This window comes from Croceifilum oryzae (genome assembly GCF_030814315.1).
Lineage (GTDB): Bacteria > Bacillota > Bacilli > Thermoactinomycetales > Thermoactinomycetaceae > Baia > Baia oryzae.
In genome coordinates this window covers 87,699-105,380 of the sequence record NZ_JAUSUV010000002.1, presented here as the reverse complement: position 1 = coordinate 105,380, position 17,682 = coordinate 87,699, and the positions used below count along the sequence as shown (strand labels likewise).

14 protein-coding genes and 1 other RNA gene are annotated in these 17,682 nt (G+C 42.5%); 2 read left to right on the top strand and 13 right to left on the bottom strand.

The features are described 5' to 3' along the window. Positions 1-120 precede the first annotated feature (120 nt). The 4 genes from J2Z48_RS02195 to J2Z48_RS02180 form a co-directional block, all read right to left on the bottom strand. On the bottom strand, positions 121-1,191 hold the full coding sequence (locus tag J2Z48_RS02195; RefSeq protein ID WP_307250971.1) for a M42 family metallopeptidase: 1,071 nt from the start codon (positions 1,189-1,191) through the stop codon (positions 121-123). Positions 1,192-1,368: 177 nt separating this feature from the next. Continuing rightward, an RNA gene (gene rnpB / locus J2Z48_RS02190) (RNase P RNA component class A) lies at positions 1,369-1,783 on the bottom strand. Positions 1,784-1,847: 64 nt separating this feature from the next. Next, positions 1,848-2,972 (bottom strand): Nif3-like dinuclear metal center hexameric protein, encoded by a 1,125-nt coding sequence (locus J2Z48_RS02185; protein ID WP_307250596.1) that lies wholly within the window; start codon positions 2,970-2,972, stop codon positions 1,848-1,850. Continuing rightward, positions 2,930-3,685 (bottom strand): tRNA (adenine(22)-N(1))-methyltransferase, encoded by a 756-nt coding sequence (locus J2Z48_RS02180; protein WP_307250594.1) that lies wholly within the window; start codon positions 3,683-3,685, stop codon positions 2,930-2,932. Before J2Z48_RS02180 ends, J2Z48_RS02185 begins: the two co-directional genes overlap by 43 nt. A gap of 141 nt (positions 3,686-3,826) precedes the next feature. Between J2Z48_RS02180 and J2Z48_RS02175 the strand changes: the two genes are divergently transcribed. After that, the gene (locus tag J2Z48_RS02175) at positions 3,827-4,045 is read left to right on the top strand and encodes a spore germination protein (protein ID WP_307250592.1); all 219 of its coding nucleotides are present in this window, start codon (positions 3,827-3,829) and stop codon (positions 4,043-4,045) included. Between the two features lie 20 nt (positions 4,046-4,065). On the opposite strand, the gene J2Z48_RS02170 is transcribed toward J2Z48_RS02175, so the two are convergent. From J2Z48_RS02170 to ccpN, 9 genes are all read right to left on the bottom strand, one after another. Beyond that, positions 4,066-5,544 (bottom strand): M1 family metallopeptidase, encoded by a 1,479-nt coding sequence (locus J2Z48_RS02170; RefSeq protein ID WP_307250590.1) that lies wholly within the window; start codon positions 5,542-5,544, stop codon positions 4,066-4,068. Between the two features lie 115 nt (positions 5,545-5,659). Beyond that, positions 5,660-6,760: a 4-hydroxyphenylpyruvate dioxygenase gene (gene hppD / locus J2Z48_RS02165; protein WP_307250589.1), complete on the bottom strand. Its 1,101-nt coding sequence runs from the start codon at positions 6,758-6,760 to the stop codon at positions 5,660-5,662. 87 nt (positions 6,761-6,847) lie between these two features. Beyond that, positions 6,848-7,447 (bottom strand): GNAT family N-acetyltransferase, encoded by a 600-nt coding sequence (locus tag J2Z48_RS02160; protein ID WP_307250587.1) that lies wholly within the window; start codon positions 7,445-7,447, stop codon positions 6,848-6,850. A gap of 173 nt (positions 7,448-7,620) precedes the next feature. Continuing rightward, positions 7,621-8,760 carry an acyl-CoA dehydrogenase family protein gene (locus J2Z48_RS02155; RefSeq protein ID WP_307250585.1) on the bottom strand — a complete coding sequence of 380 codons (1,140 nt, stop codon included), beginning with the start codon at positions 8,758-8,760 and terminating at the stop codon, positions 7,621-7,623. 221 nt (positions 8,761-8,981) lie between these two features. Next, positions 8,982-10,103 (bottom strand): RNA polymerase sigma factor RpoD, encoded by a 1,122-nt coding sequence (rpoD, locus tag J2Z48_RS02150; protein ID WP_072335636.1) that lies wholly within the window; start codon positions 10,101-10,103, stop codon positions 8,982-8,984. Between the two features lie 30 nt (positions 10,104-10,133). Continuing rightward, entirely contained in the window at positions 10,134-11,963 is a 1,830-nt protein-coding gene (gene dnaG, locus J2Z48_RS02145; RefSeq protein WP_307250580.1) for a DNA primase, read from the bottom strand. A 379-nt stretch (positions 11,964-12,342) separates the two neighbouring features. Beyond that, positions 12,343-14,994, bottom strand: a complete 2,652-nt coding sequence (gene ppdK / locus J2Z48_RS02140; RefSeq protein WP_307250578.1) for a pyruvate, phosphate dikinase — start codon at positions 14,992-14,994, stop codon at positions 12,343-12,345. Continuing rightward, positions 14,991-15,815: a pyruvate, water dikinase regulatory protein gene (locus J2Z48_RS02135; RefSeq protein WP_307250969.1), complete on the bottom strand. Its 825-nt coding sequence runs from the start codon at positions 15,813-15,815 to the stop codon at positions 14,991-14,993. The genes ppdK and J2Z48_RS02135 overlap by 4 nt, the downstream gene beginning before the upstream one ends. Positions 15,816-15,825: 10 nt before the next feature. Further along, positions 15,826-16,458: a transcriptional regulator CcpN gene (gene ccpN, locus J2Z48_RS02130; protein WP_307250967.1), complete on the bottom strand. Its 633-nt coding sequence runs from the start codon at positions 16,456-16,458 to the stop codon at positions 15,826-15,828. A gap of 228 nt (positions 16,459-16,686) precedes the next feature. On the opposite strand from ccpN, the gene J2Z48_RS02125 reads away from it, so the two are divergent. Beyond that, complete coding sequence (locus tag J2Z48_RS02125; protein ID WP_307250575.1) at positions 16,687-17,604, top strand: apurinic/apyrimidinic endonuclease family protein; 918 nt, start codon at positions 16,687-16,689, stop codon at positions 17,602-17,604. Positions 17,605-17,682: the final 78 nt, after the last annotated feature.

Below are 17,682 nucleotides of genomic sequence, written 5' to 3'. Positions count from 1 at the left end.
CGTTACAGTTATGAATACATACTTCATCATAACGTTACCACTTTCTGAGATTGAATAAACATAGACAAACAGTGACTTAAGACTACCTACAATGAGATAGCTCAAGTCACCGTTTATTCGCTAGAGATAGTCGGTTAAGTTTTTTACTTGCTCCGTGTCTAAACGCTTTGTGACGGCAACAAGTAGACGAATTAGGTCTTGTACGTCTTGTTTGCTCACCATAGACGTGTGGCTATGTATGTAGCGAGACGCGACTCCTATGGACAGCGAGGGCAAACCGCGTTTATAGAGATGGAATCTTCCTGCATCGGTTCCTCCACCTAACATCGTGTCTACTTGATAAGCGATCCCTTCTTTTTCAGCTGTTTCGATCACAAGGTCTCGGAGTCGGATATTGGGGATCATAGTAGCATCTAAGAAGGTAATGACAGGACCTTTACCCATTTTCGCTTTCGTTAAGCTCTCCATACCAGGACCATCTTGGGCGATCCCTACATCAATGGCGAATGCCACATCTGGCTCCAAGGCAAAAGGAGCTGTGGTAGCACCACGCAATCCGACTTCTTCCTGAACAGTAGCGCCTGCTAATACTGTGTTAGGATGAGACTCTTGCTCAATTTGTCGCAATACTTCCAAAGCAACATAGCATCCCATCCGATTATCCAATGCTTTCGCCAAAATGGTATCGTCGTCGGGAAGGATTTCAAACGGACAGATTGGAATGATGGGATCTCCCACCTTAATTCCCCATTCTTTTAGTTGCTCGTCACTATGAGCCCCAACATCGATAAACATCTCTCGCATAGGATATACTTTATTTCGTTCTTCTGGCGTTAGTACATGAGGTGCTTTCGATCCAATGACACCCGTAAAAGTTCGTTTTTCTGTGACGATCTGCACACGTTGTGCCAGTAGAACTTGACTCCACCAACCACCTAGCGGAACAAATCGCAAGTAACCACTACTGGTAATCTCAGACACCATAAACCCTACTTCGTCTAGATGGCCAGCTAATAAAATCCGTGGTCCACCAGAAACCCCTTGTTTTTCACCAAATATACTTCCTGTATTGTCAGTCTTTAGCTCAACCTTCGATTTCATCTGACGAAGCTCTCGCTCCATAATGCGCCGAACTTCCTGCTCGTAACCAGACACACCTCGTGCTTCAGTCAATTCTTTTAATAAATCCATCATCTGTACATTCTCCTTTGGTTCCAACGTCACTAATAGTAGATTGTGTTCAACTAGTGTGAGATATACAGATAAGAAATGCATAACGCGAAAAACGGCTCAGGGAGAATCCCTAAACCGTTTTCCATAACCGTCCCATTATCAATGGGGTTCAATTATAAAGTTTACAAGCTCATATTGGAAAGCAAACAATAAGCCGAGTTCTGTTCTCCTAGTGGTAATCGATGGCTTGTAACATCTCCCACTGTTGGAGTGACAATCATCTGTCTAGGCCTACCATCGCTAGTAGGCTCAAGCGACCTACCCGAAATCACTGCGGGCAACAGCTACACGTAATGTGTTGATCTCCTATCAGGTCTTGCTCCAGATGGGGTTTACCTAGCCAACATGTCTCCATGTTGCTGGTGCGCTCTTACCGCACCGTTGCATCCTTACCTGTGAGGATATACCTCCATCGGCGGTCTAACATTTCTGTGGCACTAGCCTTAGGGTTGCCCCCACCAGCCGTTAACTGGCATCTTGCCCTACGGAGCTCGGACTTTCCTCCCGTGGGACCTTGCGGTACTCCACCAGCGATTGTCCTGTTTACTTTCCAGAGAACAATAGTTAATTATATATCCATTTCTTTCAATTATGCAAGAGGTCTTTCCAGTCCTCTACCGGAAAGAAAATGGGTTCGTATCGATTTGTGAAAGTTGGATCGCGATCTGGCTCCCAAATGCCCCATACAAGCAATCCACGACTCGTTGCATCGTGACATATTCGATATGATGCCCTGGATCAACCAATGTAATCCCTTCAGTAAGCGCATCTTGTGCAGTATGAAAATCGATATCACCTGTTAGATATACATCTGCTCCTTGCGAAACAGCATCTCTCATATAACGAGAACCTGCTCCACCTAACAAAGCTACTTTTTTGATCTTGCGATTGGGGTCGCCTACAAATCGCAAATGAGGAACGTGGTAAGCGCTTTTTACCAAATCAATAAATGCTTGTAGTGTCATTTGTTCAGGCAAGCTCCCTATCTTCCCCATCCCAATGGGATTCCCCGGTGAATCAAGGGTATATAAATCGTAAGCCACTTCTTCATACGGATGCGCCTGATGCATTTCAGACAGAATTGTGCGTTGTTTACTCTCTGGGAAAATGGTTTCTAAACGAACTTCAGCCACTCGTTCCAAAACGCCTTGTTCTCCGATGTATGGCTTAGCACCACTCTGTGGAAGAAACGTGCCTGTTCCTGTTGTTTGAAACGAACAGTGACTATAATTCCCAACACAGCCTGCTCCCGCTTCGCCTAAAGCGTGTTCCACTTCACCTACATGTGACTCAGGGACAAATACGACTAATTTCTTAAGCCGGTCTTGTTTATGGTGGACGAAAGTACGACATCCTTGTAATCCGAGCTTTTCTGCCAGAACCGTATTCACGCCTTCTTCCGCAGCATCTAAGTTTGTGTGTGCGATATATACTTGGATATCATGCTTCAGACATTTTTGTAGTAAGCGCCCTGCTGGAGAGTCTGTGCGAATCTGTTTTACTGGTTGATAGATAATAGCATGGTGACCCACAATCCAATTGGCACCTTGCTTGATTGCCTCATCGACTACCTCTTCCGTAACATCAAGCGTAACTAAGACACCTTCTACCTCAGCGTTAATCGATCCTACTTGTAAGCCAATACGATCATTTTCTACTGCTAACGTAGGACTCGCAAACGTCTCCATCCAACTAATTAATTCTGCTCCTCGGATAGCCAATTCATCACCTGCTCCCATATTTCCATCTCTTTTTCTAGCTCCTCGCGACGCAAGGTTGCTTGCTTAGACTGTCCTTTTGACAATTGCCCGTAAACCTTTTTCATCTGCGTTAACTCTTCTTGCATCTTTGCTAGCAAAAGGGGATCACGATTTTGCCATAAAAGTGGTCCAATTCGTTCTAGGATCAGCCTTGGAATCGGTGGATTTCCGTATATATCTTCGCTTCCTCGCTCTGCCACGATCATCTCATAGTAAATCTCCGCATCGTATATGATCTCTTCATGAACCAATTTCCACTGATTGGCCACTAGCCACTGCCTGACCCGATGTCCTCCTATATTCGGTTGTAAAACAAGTCTCTTTACAGATGTCAGCTTTGATTTTCCCGCATCTAAGATCGAGGTAATCAAAGCTCCTCCCATCCCTGCAATCACAACTTGATCCACTTCCCCGTCTCGTAATACAGACAATCCATCGCCTAATCGAACATCGATTTGTTGACCCAATCCATATGCTTGAATCCGCCCTGCTGCATTTTCAAATGGGCCTCTGTTCACTTCTCCTATAATTCCTTGTCCCAGAAGACCTTTCTGCGCAACCGCTAGCAAGAGCCAACCATGGTCTCCACCTATATCCGCCACTCTACTCTGCGGAAGGATCCATGAAGCAATTTGCGCCAGTCGTTCGGAAAGGTGAACTGGTTTACTCGTATGTAAATTTCCTGCTTCCACGTTACCAAGTCACTCCTATTACACTTCGTCTGTTTCTTTTATGAATGGATCTATTATAACGCAAGTTATCAGATCGATGTACCTTTTCTAGGCGTTGTTCATATGAATACGTAAACAGGATTTTGAAAGGAGACGTTCCATATGCCAACGTGTAATAATCTGTTCAATGTAAGGATTGTTGCGGTTAGTAGTACGGGCACAGTAAACCTCGGCAATTCGGTTCAAGTCAACCCTTGCAATAACTCCGTCAGTCTCGGGGGAGCTGATCCAGTAGGTGATTTCTCTGTCAATGCGAATAACGAACGGAGTGTATATATAGATCCCGACTTCGCTAGTCAATTAGGCCGTACATTTCTGTAGTCGCCAAAAAATCTGCTTCATCACGAAGCAGACTTTTTGTTTTTTGAGTCATTTGCTTTAAAGTACAACCACTGATCAAAGAAAGATGTTAAATTCTTTCCTGATACCTCATTAGCAACTTGAATGAAATCCTTGGTTGTAGCAGTTCGATATTGGAATTTCTGGTAGTACGTGCTCATAATCTTCATCACTTTGTCTTCACCAATCTGCCCAACAAGATCAAACATCATCGCGGTTGGACGAAGATAGACCATCAATCCATAGACTTCATCAGGGTAATCATAAAGCTTCTGTGCACTATGAACGTGTAGGGAATCGTGAATCTGATTCGTACGTGTCACCACTTTTTTCAACCATTCGTCTCCATTTTCGCCTTTCTGCTTTTTCATATAGAGGAATTCAGAGAAGCTAGTTAACCCCTCATCTAACCACGGTTCTTTGGCCTGATTATTTCCCACCACGCCGTACCACCACTGATGTGCTAGCTCATGTGCCACCACATTTACAGCAGGCACTTCTCCTTTTAGACTCGGAGCTTTGGGCACAGAGGTTACCAATCCCGGATACTCCATCCCCGCGATCCCGTAACCCGTTTCACCGAGAACCACATCGATTTCCTCATATGGATACGAACCAAATCGCTCGCCAAAAAACTTCATTCCATCGACTGCTGCTTTATGTAGCTCTTCTTTGACATCGTCCATACCTGCTAGATACCACAAATTCACTTGAATATTCCCTGATTTCCCTTGAACCACTTGGTAATCCTTTGTAATAACAGCGGCAAAATCGCGAACTTGATGTTGCGTCAGCTTTATTTCGCCGCCCTTCTTTGTGATCGGATCCTTGGCAGTAGAGATTACTTGATATCCCTCTGGAACATGGAACGTAACGTCAAAGTCGGACATGTTCGTATAAAAAGGGTCGCCAACTGTTGTATAAGGTTCATTATGCCATCCTTCTTTGTCTTTCACAGACAGCATCGGGTACCATTGCGCTAGGAAGGCTGTATGTTTAAAGGTATTAAGCCTCGTTCCCCCTTTTGGTAGTTGCAAGGTGTAATCCATCTCAATCCGTGCAGACTTCCCTTTCCCCAACTCCTGAGGCAAGGAGACTTTCATGATCTCATTTCGCACCTCTTGCTTGACCGCATTTCCATCTACTTTTACATTTTGTATCTTAATGAAACCAGGTTTTTGTGGTTTCGATTCTTTGTTGTACTTCCAATTTTGAAAGACATTTGGATATAGGTGAAAATAAACTTCTTTCTGAGGCTCCGTTCGCGACTCTGGTAGATCAACCTTCATTTTCCCTTTCACTACTTGATTTTGGTCATCATAGGTAGCCTCTATTTGGTAATGTGGGCGATCAACTACGGCTTCATTTGCTTTTGACTCTGTTGTGCTTGGATGGAACTTTAGAAACGTACTACTCATCGCAAAAACAACCAGAATCGCAGAAATACTAACAGAAAAAGTCTTCTGATTGGTAAACTTCATAAAGATGGGTCACCTCAAACTTTGGCATATTTCTGCTTAGAGTGACCCATCTTTATAAAGTTTATACATAAAAAAACAGACCCCACTACTGAGAGTCTGTTTTCCAGACATAGTCCTATAAATTTCCACGACGCTCTTGCTCACGTTCAATCGCTTCAAACAATGCTTTAAAGTTCCCTTCCCCAAAACCACGGGCACCTTTCCGTTGAATAATCTCGAAAAATAAGGTTGGACGGTCAACTAGAGGCTTCGTAAAGATTTGCAATAGATAACCCTCGTCATCACGGTCTACCAAGATACTAAGACGGCGTAATTCATCAAGTGGCTCATCAATTTCTCCTACCCGCTCCGTTAATTCATCATAGTAGGAACCTGGGGTATCGAGAAACTCCACTCCATTTTTGCGCAATGCTTCCACCGTATGCACGATATCATTCGTAATGAGCGCAACATGCTGCACGCCTGCACCCCGATAAAAATCTAAATATTCCTGAATTTGAGACTTGCGTTTTCCGTTCGCTGGTTCATTGATCGGAAATTTAATGCGACCTGTTCCACTTGTCATCACTTTCGACATAAGTGCAGAGTATTCAGTGCTGATATCGTCATCATCAAAGTGAATCATTTGCTTAAAACCAAGCACTTGCTCGTAGTAAGAAACCCATTCTTCCATACTTTCTACGTTTCCAACTACGTGGTCGAGAGCTACTAAGTCAGCCGGATTGCTTGGGATCTGCATCGGTGCTTCTACAAAGCCTGGTGCAAAGACTCCTTTATACTGTTTCCGTTCAACTAGTGAATGAACCGCATCGCCATATGTTCCAATAATGGCACGTTTCACAACCCCGAAGTCATCTTCTTCAATCGTTGGTGACTGAATAGCAAGCGCTCCACGTTTGACAGCTTCTTCAAAGGCAAGTTCAGCGTCTTCTACACTAAATGCAATATCTTTAACTCCATCACCATGAAGGTTCACAAACTTCGTAATCTCATGCTCAGGAAGGTATGCTCCACTTATCAGTAGGCGGATATTTCCTTGCTCTAATAGGTACGATACTTTATCACGGCTTCCTGTCTCAAGTCCTCTATACGCAACAAAACGGAAACCAAAAGTCTGACAGAAAAAGTAGGCAGTTTGCTTTGCGTTTCCAGCGTAAATCTCCAAATAATCAACATCGATAATAGGCAGATGGTCTTTATGTACATTAGATGTCATCTGAATCTCTCCTTTAATCGGAAATTTACAACTACTCCTTCAGTTTACAATGTAGAAATCTATTTATGCAAGCGTTTACATTGACGCTCAATCGCTTTTGCGCAATGAAAGCTTGCGAAAATCATCAGCTATCATACTGTATATACACTGATTTGTGAGGTTCCCCTGCATATTCATACTAGCATCCCGTAAAACGCCCTCTAACTGATAGTTAAGTCTCTCCGCCACTTTTCGACTTTTCATATTGCGCTCTTCACAACGAATCTCAATTCGATTAGCATGAAAAACTTGAAAAGCAAATACGGTTAAACCTCTTACCGATTCTGTTATGTACCCTTTTCCCATAAAGCTTTTTCTACACCAGTATCCAATTTCAAATTTGGGAATCTGCCAATTCACCTGATGTAATCCACTACTCCCCACAAAAATCTTTGTATCCTTTTCATATAGGTGAAAGCGAAAATCCGTTCTTTCTAGAAACTCACAGTGCGCTTTTCTCACACTTGCTTCCACTGCGTCTTCTGTTGGTTTTTTCTGTGCCCAAGGCATCCAAAGTTGAAGGATATCCAATGTCTCCATCATGGCTTCACAGATCTCATAACCGTCACCAGGCAACGGAGCACGGATAATTAATCGCTCCGTCTCAAATGAATGAGGAAAATCTTTTAGGATGGGGGTTTTACTCAAGTTAGCTACTCCTCTTTTCATAAAATCAAATAAAAAATGATATCGTCTCCCATTTATTATACAGGAAGCGATATCACAAGGATTATAACAGATTATTTTTTATCCAGACTGATGGAAATAGAACTGATCGAACGATCGCTCGATAAATATAAACAAGAAAGTATACTCCACGTCTAACAACCGATCTCCCTAGAAATAATATTACGCTGTATTTCAGACGTTCCTTCTCCGATCTCAGCTAATTTGCAGTCTCGGAACATTCTCTCTACTTTATAATCGTGCATATAACCCCAGCCTCCGTGAATCTGAACAGCTTGAGAGCAGACTCGCATCGCCATCTCTGATGCGTATAGCTTACATATAGAAGCCTCTGTCGTATACTTCCTATTTTGATCCTTCAGCCATGCTGCCTTATACACATATGTCCTTGCTAACTCGATCTCCATCGCCATATCTGCCAACTTGTGTTGAATCACTTGAAACTTTGAAAGCGATCTGCCAAACTGCATACGCTCTTTTGCATATTTGAGCGCCAGTTCATAGGCACCTTGAGCAATGCCAACTGCCATAGCACCAATGCCGATCCTGCCTCCATCCAAAGTTACCAAGAATTGTTTAAAGCCTTCTCCTATTTTTCCAAGCACAGCACCCTCCGCTATCTCTACATGATCTAAAACCAATTCGGTTGTATTGGAACTATGCAATCCCATCTTATGATAGTTGCTTATCACTTCAAATCCAGGTGCATCCGTCGGTACAATAAACGCAGTAATCTCTTTCGAAGAACCTGTTGTCTCTGTCTTAGCAGTAAGAGCTACAAACTTCGCATAACTTGCATTGGTAATAAAGCATTTTGAACCTGTGATGCTCCAACCACTATCGAGGCGAATTCCTTTTGTCATCGTTCCCCCTGCATCGGAACCTGCACCCGGCTCTGTTAATCCAAATGCTCCTAAGGACTTCCCTTCACAAATCGGTACGAGGAATTCCTTTTTTTGTTCCTTAGTCCCAAATAGCGACAACGGAGCACCGCCTAGAGAGATGTGGGCCGAATAAGTAATGCCTGTAGAAGCACATACCCGACTTAATTCCTCCACTGCGATAGCAAACGAAATCGTATCTGCACCTGCACCTCCGTACTCTTCTTCAAATGGGAGTCCCATCATCCCTAGCTTTCCTAGCTTCTTCATAATCTCGAGCGGGAACTCCTTATTTCGATCTCGCTCATCTGCTTCTGGTGCTACCTCGCCATCCGCAAAGTCACGCATCATATTGCGGATCATAAGTTGTTCTGCTGTTAAATCATAGTTCATGTTGTCCCCTCCAGCAACGAATTGTATGCGCTTTCAAATCCATTATAGCCAGATAAGTTTGTTTACTTCAATAATTTTCAATATTATTGGCATATCTTCTTATTTTGGGCTGGATTCCGATTTGCATTGGGGAATGAAAAAAGATAAAATTAGATCAATCCAAATAAAAAGCACCCCGAAGGGCGCTATTTACCTGAAATTCACAAAAAGAGACGGAATCTTTATTCTAGGAAATCCTTCAAACGCTTGCTTCTGCTTGGGTGGCGAAGCTTGCGTAATGCCTTTGCTTCAATCTGACGAATTCGTTCACGAGTAACACCAAAAACCTTACCAACCTCTTCTAGTGTGCGAGTTCTTCCATCATCAAGACCAAACCGAAGTCGAAGTACATTCTCTTCTCTCTCAGAAAGAGTATCTAGTACATCTTTTAATTGTTCTTTTAGCAACTCATAGGCTGCCGCCTCTGCAGGTGCTTGTGCATCATCATCAGGGATAAAGTCGCCTAAGTGCGAGTCGTCTTCTTCCCCAATCGGTGTTTCCAGCGATACTGGCTCTTGAGCAATTTTTTGAATCTCACGGACTTTCTCTGGAGTAAGTCCCATCTCGTTTGCAATCTCTTCTGGAGAAGGCTCGCGACCTAATTCTTGAAGCAACTGGCGATTGACACGTATCAATTTATTAATGGTCTCCACCATATGCACAGGAATCCGAATGGTACGTGCTTGGTCCGCAATAGCACGTGTAATCGCTTGACGGATCCACCATGTTGCGTAAGTACTAAATTTGAACCCCTTCCGGTAGTCAAATTTCTCAACAGCTTTTATCAATCCCATGTTTCCTTCTTGGATTAAATCAAGAAAGAGCATCCCGCGTCCAACATATCTTTTCGCAATACTCACAACTAAGCGTAAGTTCGCTTCTGCAAGACGGCGTTTTGCCTCTTCATCGCCCTCTTCTATACGAGTGGCAAGCTTGACTTCCTCTTCAGCGGATAAGAGAGGGACACGACCAATCTCTTTTAAGTACATGCGAACAGGATCATTGATCTTAACCCCTGGTGGGACACTCAGATCATCGACATATGGATCCTCCGTATTATTTGAAGCATTAAATTTAAAGGGATCTTCATCATCTTGACCTTCGTTAATTACATCAATCCCTTGCTCATTTAGTGTTTCAAAGAACTCATCTACCTGTTGCGAATCTTGTTCGTAACTAGATAATTTCTCCATAATGGTCTTATAGCTTAAAAAACCCTGTTTTTTCCCTAACTCTGTAAGTTGGCTTTTTAATTGTTCAAGAGTAAATTCTAATTCTGTATCGACATTTTGTTCTTTCGCCAAAGTAGGTTTCCTCCTTCCTGGATCGCATGATTACCGCATTTTTTTCTTTTGTCTCAGCTGTTCAATTAACTCCAGTCCCAGCTGGGCGGCTTTCATAGGCTCTCCAGCACGTTCGATTTGCTTCACGAGCTTTTGGTTTTTATTCCATTCACGTTCCAATGGAACTTGCTTTACTTGATTTATATAATCTTTCAGAGCTTCTTCTGATACTTCTTCGGGGACATCCATCATCGCAATTTCCGTCGCTTTATGAATAAAGGAAGGTTCCTTAAGACTGTGCAAAAACTGCCCTAGTTCTGCTGGATGACCTTCTGCATAATACGAATACAAGTGCGCTACTAATGCCGTATGGACCTCAGTCTGAAAATCCGCTCCTAAATGATCCTGTACCCAATCACAAACAGAGCGATCCCGCATCATATGTGCGAGTAAGTGCATCTCTGCGCGTTCGATTGGATGATAGGAACGCAACTTTCTGGATACCATTCTTGAATCTTCTTTGTACCCATTATTCCACTTCCCTGCCTCTTTATCCCCCCAGGCTTGCTTTTTCTTTCGAAATCTGATATGCCTTTGTTCCTCTTTTAAAGCTTCCATTGAGATCTGAAATTCTTCAGCTAGTTTTCTCAAATAGTGATCTTGTTCAATTGCGATGGGCAAATCAGAAATCATTTCAACTGCTTTTCGAATATACGTAAGGCGTTCTACCTCATCTTGAAGCCTGAAATCCTTTTTCGCCCGTTCTAATTGAAAGGAAATAGAGGAAACAGCACCTGCGATCATTTCCTTCTGAAAAGAATTTCCCCCAAATCGACGAATGTAATCATCTGGATCAAAGCCGATTGGAAGTGGCGCTACTTTCACCATCAATTCATGGGGTCTCATCAACTCTAGCGCTTTCAAAGCGGCATTTTGGCCCGCATTGTCAGAATCATAGCAAATTATAACACTCTTCGTATGTTGCTTGATCACGTTTACTTGATCTTCGCTGAGCGCCGTCCCTAGTGTTGCAACCCCTGTATGAACACCTTCTTGCCACATCATGATGACATCCATATAACCTTCGGCAAGAACGATATTTTGTTCTTTACGGATAGAAGACTTTGCACGATAAAGATTATAAAGTTGCTTTCGCTTATGAAACAATCCAGTCTCCGGACTATTTAAGTATTTGGCTTGCTCACTCTCTTCAAAACTTCTCGCACCAAATGCGATCACACGCCCCTTGGAATCGTGAATCGGAAACATTAATCGTCCATAAAAGCGATCCCGATAAGTTCCTTGAGAATCGTTCTTTTTAATGAGACCCGCCTTTTCAATTAAGGAAGTTGCATAACCACGTTTAGTAAGAAAGGATAATAAAAAGTCATAAGACCTAGGTGCAAATCCTAATTGAAATGCTTGTGCAGTCTCTGGATTAACTCTCCTTCGCGCTAGATAAGCCTTTCCATCATTTCCTTGAGGGGTGTTCATCAATACATGATGATACAGCTTGGCGGATAGATCAAGAATTTTGTATAACGTAGCCCGTTCCATTTCTTCAGGTGTAAGTTCTCTTACTTCATTAGGCAGAGAAATCCCTGCTTCTTCAGCGAGTCGTTCTACAACTTCCAAAAAAGTTAAGTGCTCTACGTCCATGACAAACTTAATCGAATCCCCACCCGCACCACAGCCAAAACAATGATAAATTTGTTTATCAGCAGCTACCGAGAAAGAAGGGGTCTTCTCCGAGTGAAAAGGACATAATCCAAAATAATTACGCCCACTTTTTTTTAACTGAACATATTTCCCCACTACATCTACGATGTCGAAGTGTCTGCGGACTTGATTGATAACTTCATCTGGAATTCTACGCCCCATCCCCACCACTGCTTTCTACTGGCAGACTTTTGTAGTGAAATATGTCCTCTATACACATCTGGTACTTATTCGCCATTCAGCAAAAAAGTCCTTCATCATAATGTGTCTATTTCACATGGTAATATTTTCTTCAAGAAGAATTTCGTCATACCTACGTGACAAAGGAGACATATCACCTTAATTCTACAAAAAATAAGCCTTCTCCTTCCCACATATGAGATCTCTACATTCTTCCAATTATATATAAAATGACATAAAAAGAAAATGCTCCAATCCTCAATATTAGAAAAAGCTTTACACTATATCTTAGAACCATTGTAATAAAAAAATACCCGAGGTCAACCGGGTATTCATGCCGAATTTTTTTATGAGCTGTTTTTCACTTATTTTCTTGCTTAATTACTGCTTGTGCCGCACTTAATCGAGCTAACGGTACACGAAACGGAGAACAACTTACATAATCTAGCCCTATTTTGTGACAAAATTCGATTGACCTCTTTTCACCACCATGCTCTCCACAGATTCCTGTTTTTAAATCGGCTTTCTTCTCTCTACCTAGGGTAACACCCATCTCAATTAATTTACCGACACCATCTAGATCAATCGAAACAAATGGATTTTCAGGAAGAATTTTATTATCTACATATGCGTGTAGGAATTTCCCTTCTGCATCATCCCTGCTGAATCCGAATGTGGTTTGAGTTAAATCATTCGTTCCAAAAGAGAAAAAGTCCGCTTCTTCCGCTATCTGATCCGCCGTGAGTGCTGCACGAGGCACTTCAATCATCGTTCCCACTGTATACGGAATCTTCAATCCAGAAGATTTTTCAATCTCCGAGCCGATTTGTTCAACAAGACGTCTCATCTCGGTTAACTCCTTAACATGACCTACTAGTGGAATCATAATTTCAATTTCCACTGGGACGTTTCTCTGTAAACAATCTATGGCAGCCTCGAAAATAGCTTGTGTTTGCATCGCATAGATCTCAGGATAAATTAGCCCGAGACGACAACCGCGATGCCCCAACATCGGATTAAACTCTTGCAGAGCTCGTACTTTGCGAATCAACGCTTCTTTGCGAATCATCTCTAACCGATCTGCATCTGGTGTCATTTGTAACTTGGTTAACTCTACGAGTAACTCTTCTAAATTAGGCAGAAATTCGTGTAGAGGTGGGTCCAGTAAACGGATATTGACTGGCAAGCCATCCATCGCTTCCAAAATACCCACAAAATCCTCTCTTTGCATGGGGAGCAACTCAGCTAACGCTTCATTCCGTTCATCCCCAGTCTCTGCCAAGATCATTTTCTGTACAATCGGGATTCGGTTTAACTCCATAAACATATGCTCCGTACGGCATAAGCCGATTCCTTCTGCACCAAACTCCCTCGCTTTACGAGAGTCTTCTGGGTTGTCTGCATTTGTTCGTACTTTCATCTTCCGAATCTCGTCCGCCCAGCTAAGCAGTTCTGTAAACTCTGGAGATAAAACAGGATCAATGAGCGGGACTTTTCCCTGGATGACACGGCCCGTACTTCCATCAATCGTGATCAAGTCACCTTCATGGAAAACGTATCCTCCTACTTTTACCTCTTTCGAACGCAAATCAATCTTCAACTGCTCACAACCACAGATACATGCTTTCCCCATACCACGTGCGACTACGGCTGCATGAGAAGTCATCCCACCTCGACTGGTCAAAATTCCTTTCGCTGCTAAGATTCCATGGATATCTTCTGGTGTCGTTTCAGGACGTACCAAAATAACCGCTTTGCCTTTACCTGCTAATTTTTCTGCATCATCCGCATGAAAGACGATTTCACCCGAGGCAGCCCCCGGGGAGGCAGGTAGACCCTTTGTAACCACTTCTAACTTTGCATCTGGATCTAATCGTGGGTGAAGAAGCTGATCCAATTGATCTGGGTCAATGCGTAATATCGCCTCTTCTTTATTAATGAAAGATTCTCCTACCATATCTACCGCAATTTTCACTGCTGCTTCTGCTGTACGCTTCCCGTTTCGGGTCTGAAGGATATATAATGTTCCCCGTTCTACCGTAAATTCAATATCCTGCATATCTAGATAATGAAGTTCTAACTTCTGCGCAATTTGCTGGAACTGCTCAAAAATATCTGGCATTTTCTCTGCTAACTGGGCAATCGGTTCAGGTGTACGTACTCCCGCAACCACATCTTCCCCCTGTGCATTAAGCAAAAATTCACCGTATAAGTAATTTTCTCCTGTAGAAGGGTTTCGAGTAAAAGCTACCCCCGTCCCACAATCATCACCCATATTTCCAAATACCATTAGTTGCACATTTACTGCTGTTCCTAGATGATCCGGAATCTTATGGATATTACGATAAATTTTAGCCCGATGATTATGCCACGAACGAAATACTGCCGTAACCGCTTGAAGCAATTGCTCTATAGGAGACTCTGAAAACGCCGTTTGGGTCTGCTGAAAGATAACTGCTTTAAACTTCGTAATCACATCCTGCCAATCTTCAGCAGTTAACTCAGGATCACTTTTCACACCACGTTGTGCTTTCTTTGCTTGGATGATCTTTTCAAAATGGTAATGTTCCACGCCCATCACTACATCACCAAACATCTGGATAAAGCGACGGTATGAATCATAGGCAAATCTTGGATTATTTGTTAACCTTGCCAATCCTGATACTGTTTCGTCATTAAGGCCTAGATTCAGCACAGTATCCATCATCCCCGGCATAGAAAATACTGCCCCCGAGCGAACCGAAACCAAGAGCGGGTTGTCAGGATTGCCAAACTGCTTCCCTGTTTTCTCTTCTAATACGTTTAAGGACTTCTTCATCTGCTCGATAATCTCATCGCTAATTACTCTTCCATCCTGATAATACTGGTTGCATGCCTCTGTGGTAATGGTAAAACCAGGAGGAACGGGGAGCCCCGCGTTCGTCATTTCTGCTAGGTTCGCTCCCTTTCCACCAAGTAAAGATTTCTGTTTAGCTGATCCCTCATGAAATAAATACACCCATTTTCGACTCATCTGGTGTAGCCTCCCTTTTTCATATCTAGAATAATATTCGCAGTCTCTTCTACTGCTTTATTCGTCACGTCAATACGTGGACAACCTACTCTACGAATAATTCTTTCCGCATATTCGAGCTCTTCTAGAATACGGGTCTCACTCGCATAATTCGCTCCTGATGTAAGACCTAAGGCTTTTAGACGTTCTTTACGTATATTATTTAATTGACTTGGATCAATAATCAGTCCCACACAGCGCTCCGATGGAATTAGATATAATTCGTCTGGTGGCTCCACTTCAGGAACAAGTGGTACATTTGCCACTTTGAGTCGTTTGTGAGCCAAATACATCGATAATGGGGTTTTAGAAGTACGAGATACACCGATTAATACGACATCTGCTCGCAGTAAACCCCTAGGGTCCCGACCATCATCATATTTTACAGCAAACTCGATCGCTTCTACTTTACGGAAGTATTCCTCATCTAATTTGTGAATGAGTCCTGGTTTTCGTTTCGGCTCACTCTGAATCAACTTGGAGAGTCCATCCATCATCGGTCCCATAATATCTACATAAGGAACTTCCGCTTTGATCGCTTCTTCTGTAAGGAAATGTTGCATTTCGGGTAAAACTAACGTAAAAGCAATTAATGCTTTCTCTTCTTTAGCAGCCTGCACAGTCTCCAGTATCGTTTCTCGATCCATCACATAGGGAACACGACGGATCTCTAGATGTGTGTATTCAAACTGGCTGACCGCAGCTCTCACTACAAACTCGGCTGTCTCACCAACAGAGTCTGAAATTACATAAACCACGGCATGATTAGATAGTAGTATGATGGTTCCTCCTCTATACAGAAATGTGTTGCCCGAGTTCGACAAATGCCTTCGCTAAAGTCGTTTTACTAATACGTCCGATCACCTCAAAGTGCCTAGTGTCTCCTTGAAAAGGACGGACAACAGGAAGCGAATCAACTTGGTGTCTCATCATTTGTTGTGCGGCATAGTGAAGTGTATCGTCTGGTGTACAAGTGATCAGATTCGGCATTCTTGACATCACAACTCCTACAGGAATCGAACTTAGATCTTGTTTACCCATAGCGGTTTGTAATAAATCCTTACGCGATACAACACCAATGAGATAACCTTCTTTTTTAATCACAAAGATCGTACCTACATCCTCTAAAAACATTGTGCAAATCGCATCATACACAGAGGTTGCCTCTGTTATAACAACAGGCATAGACTTGTAATCTTTAACATGTAAATTACGAATATGTTCCCCCATTAGTTGGTTGGCAGTCTTGCCAGAATAAAAATAACCAACTCGTGGTCTCGCATCTAAAAAGCCAGACATGGTCAAAATAGCTAAATCCGGGCGTAGTGTGGCACGAGTCAGATGTAGTTGGTCCGCAATTTGTTCACCTGTAATGGGACCTTCACTTTTTACGATTTCCAGTATTTTCTCCTGGCGCTTCGTCAGCTCGATGTTTGTGCACCTCCAGCGGGTAAGGACTTGTGAAATGTGTTATACTTTTATAGTAATTACCTTATAAAGTATATACTATATATTTTCATTTTCCAATAAGAGTTCCCAAATAGAAACTCTTAAATAAAAACCGAAAACTTATATTTTGTATGTATCCTAGCCAACCCGCAACGATTTTTATACAATGTGAAGGTGAGTTCACGATACTTGGAGGCAGACAACATGTTATTATCAAATTCTCTTGCAATCAATACTGAATTAGATTTATCTGGCTTGCGCCGTAGTATACAATTTGGCTTTGAGCAAATGATGCTACAACTTCCCAATGAGATATGTACCACTCAGGAATTCCAAAGCCTGTTGCAACTGGCTCGAATTAAGCCAATTGCTTATCGTGCTCCTAAAAGCCTAACTTTAGGAGACACAGAATTCTCTCTATCAGAATGGTTAGAGTGGTTTCACATTATACATGCTACTACCTCTTCTCCTACGTTTTTAATCGTTCATGGAACCAAAGTAGCCCTAGGTACCATCTTTGAGTATTTAGATGCCCGTCCAACTGATTTCTATGCGCTACAAGATTATAAGACGGAGTATGTACAACGTATTATCGATCAATTAACAGAGTTAAAGAAACATGCAGACCAACATCAAATTGAACTCCTTCTAGAAAATGCACCGATGGGTGATGAGGGGTATTTTGAACCAGGACATTCTGAGCTTTATCCAGCACTTCGTACACCGAACCATCTCCTGAAAATAGTAGAAAAAACAGGAGTAAAGTTATGCTTTGATACAGCTAATGCCCGAATCACCTCTCATTTACTAACATACATGCATCGTTCAAGAAGTATGTTTGCTGGAGCTACAGAGAAAGAAATCCTGTATGCTTCCCCAAACTGGCTTGAATTTTATGAGAAAATCCAACCACATGTGGCCTTCATCCAACTTTCTTATGCAATGAGTTGGGGCGATACAAGAGAAACAACACACATCTCCTTCCCAACTTCTTCTTACGGAGAGTTATTAACCTTTGCCGAAACTGTAAATCCAGAAACGCCGATCTCTATTGCGATACCCCAATCTGAACCACATCTACGAAATATGATGGATGCACTACATGCATTAAAAAGCGGGTAAGGAAAAAATAAGCCCCTTGCTTCACACCAGTGATACTGGAGAAGCAAGGGGCTTATTGTAGTGTAAGTCATACGCTAC

Bases quoted from the DNA above. Each gene is read 5' to 3' on its own strand.
- J2Z48_RS02185 (WP_307250596.1), bottom strand. From the start codon at position 2,972: ATGGGAGCAGGTGATGAATTGGCTATCCGAGGAGCAGAATTAATTAGT.
- J2Z48_RS02125 (WP_307250575.1), top strand. From the start codon at position 16,687: ATGTTATTATCAAATTCTCTTGCAATCAATACTGAATTAGATTTATCT.
- dnaG (WP_307250580.1), bottom strand. From the start codon at position 11,963: ATGGGGCGTAGAATTCCAGATGAAGTTATCAATCAAGTCCGCAGACAC.
- J2Z48_RS02155 (WP_307250585.1), bottom strand. From the start codon at position 8,760: ATGAACTATGATTTAACAGCAGAACAACTTATGATCCGCAATATGATG.
- ppdK (WP_307250578.1), bottom strand. From the start codon at position 14,994: ATGAGTCGAAAATGGGTGTATTTATTTCATGAGGGATCAGCTAAACAG.
- J2Z48_RS02175 (WP_307250592.1), top strand. From the start codon at position 3,827: ATGCCAACGTGTAATAATCTGTTCAATGTAAGGATTGTTGCGGTTAGT.
- J2Z48_RS02170 (WP_307250590.1), bottom strand. From the start codon at position 5,544: ATGAAGTTTACCAATCAGAAGACTTTTTCTGTTAGTATTTCTGCGATT.
- hppD (WP_307250589.1), bottom strand. From the start codon at position 6,760: ATGACATCTAATGTACATAAAGACCATCTGCCTATTATCGATGTTGAT.
- J2Z48_RS02195 (WP_307250971.1), bottom strand. From the start codon at position 1,191: ATGGATTTATTAAAAGAATTGACTGAAGCACGAGGTGTGTCTGGTTAC.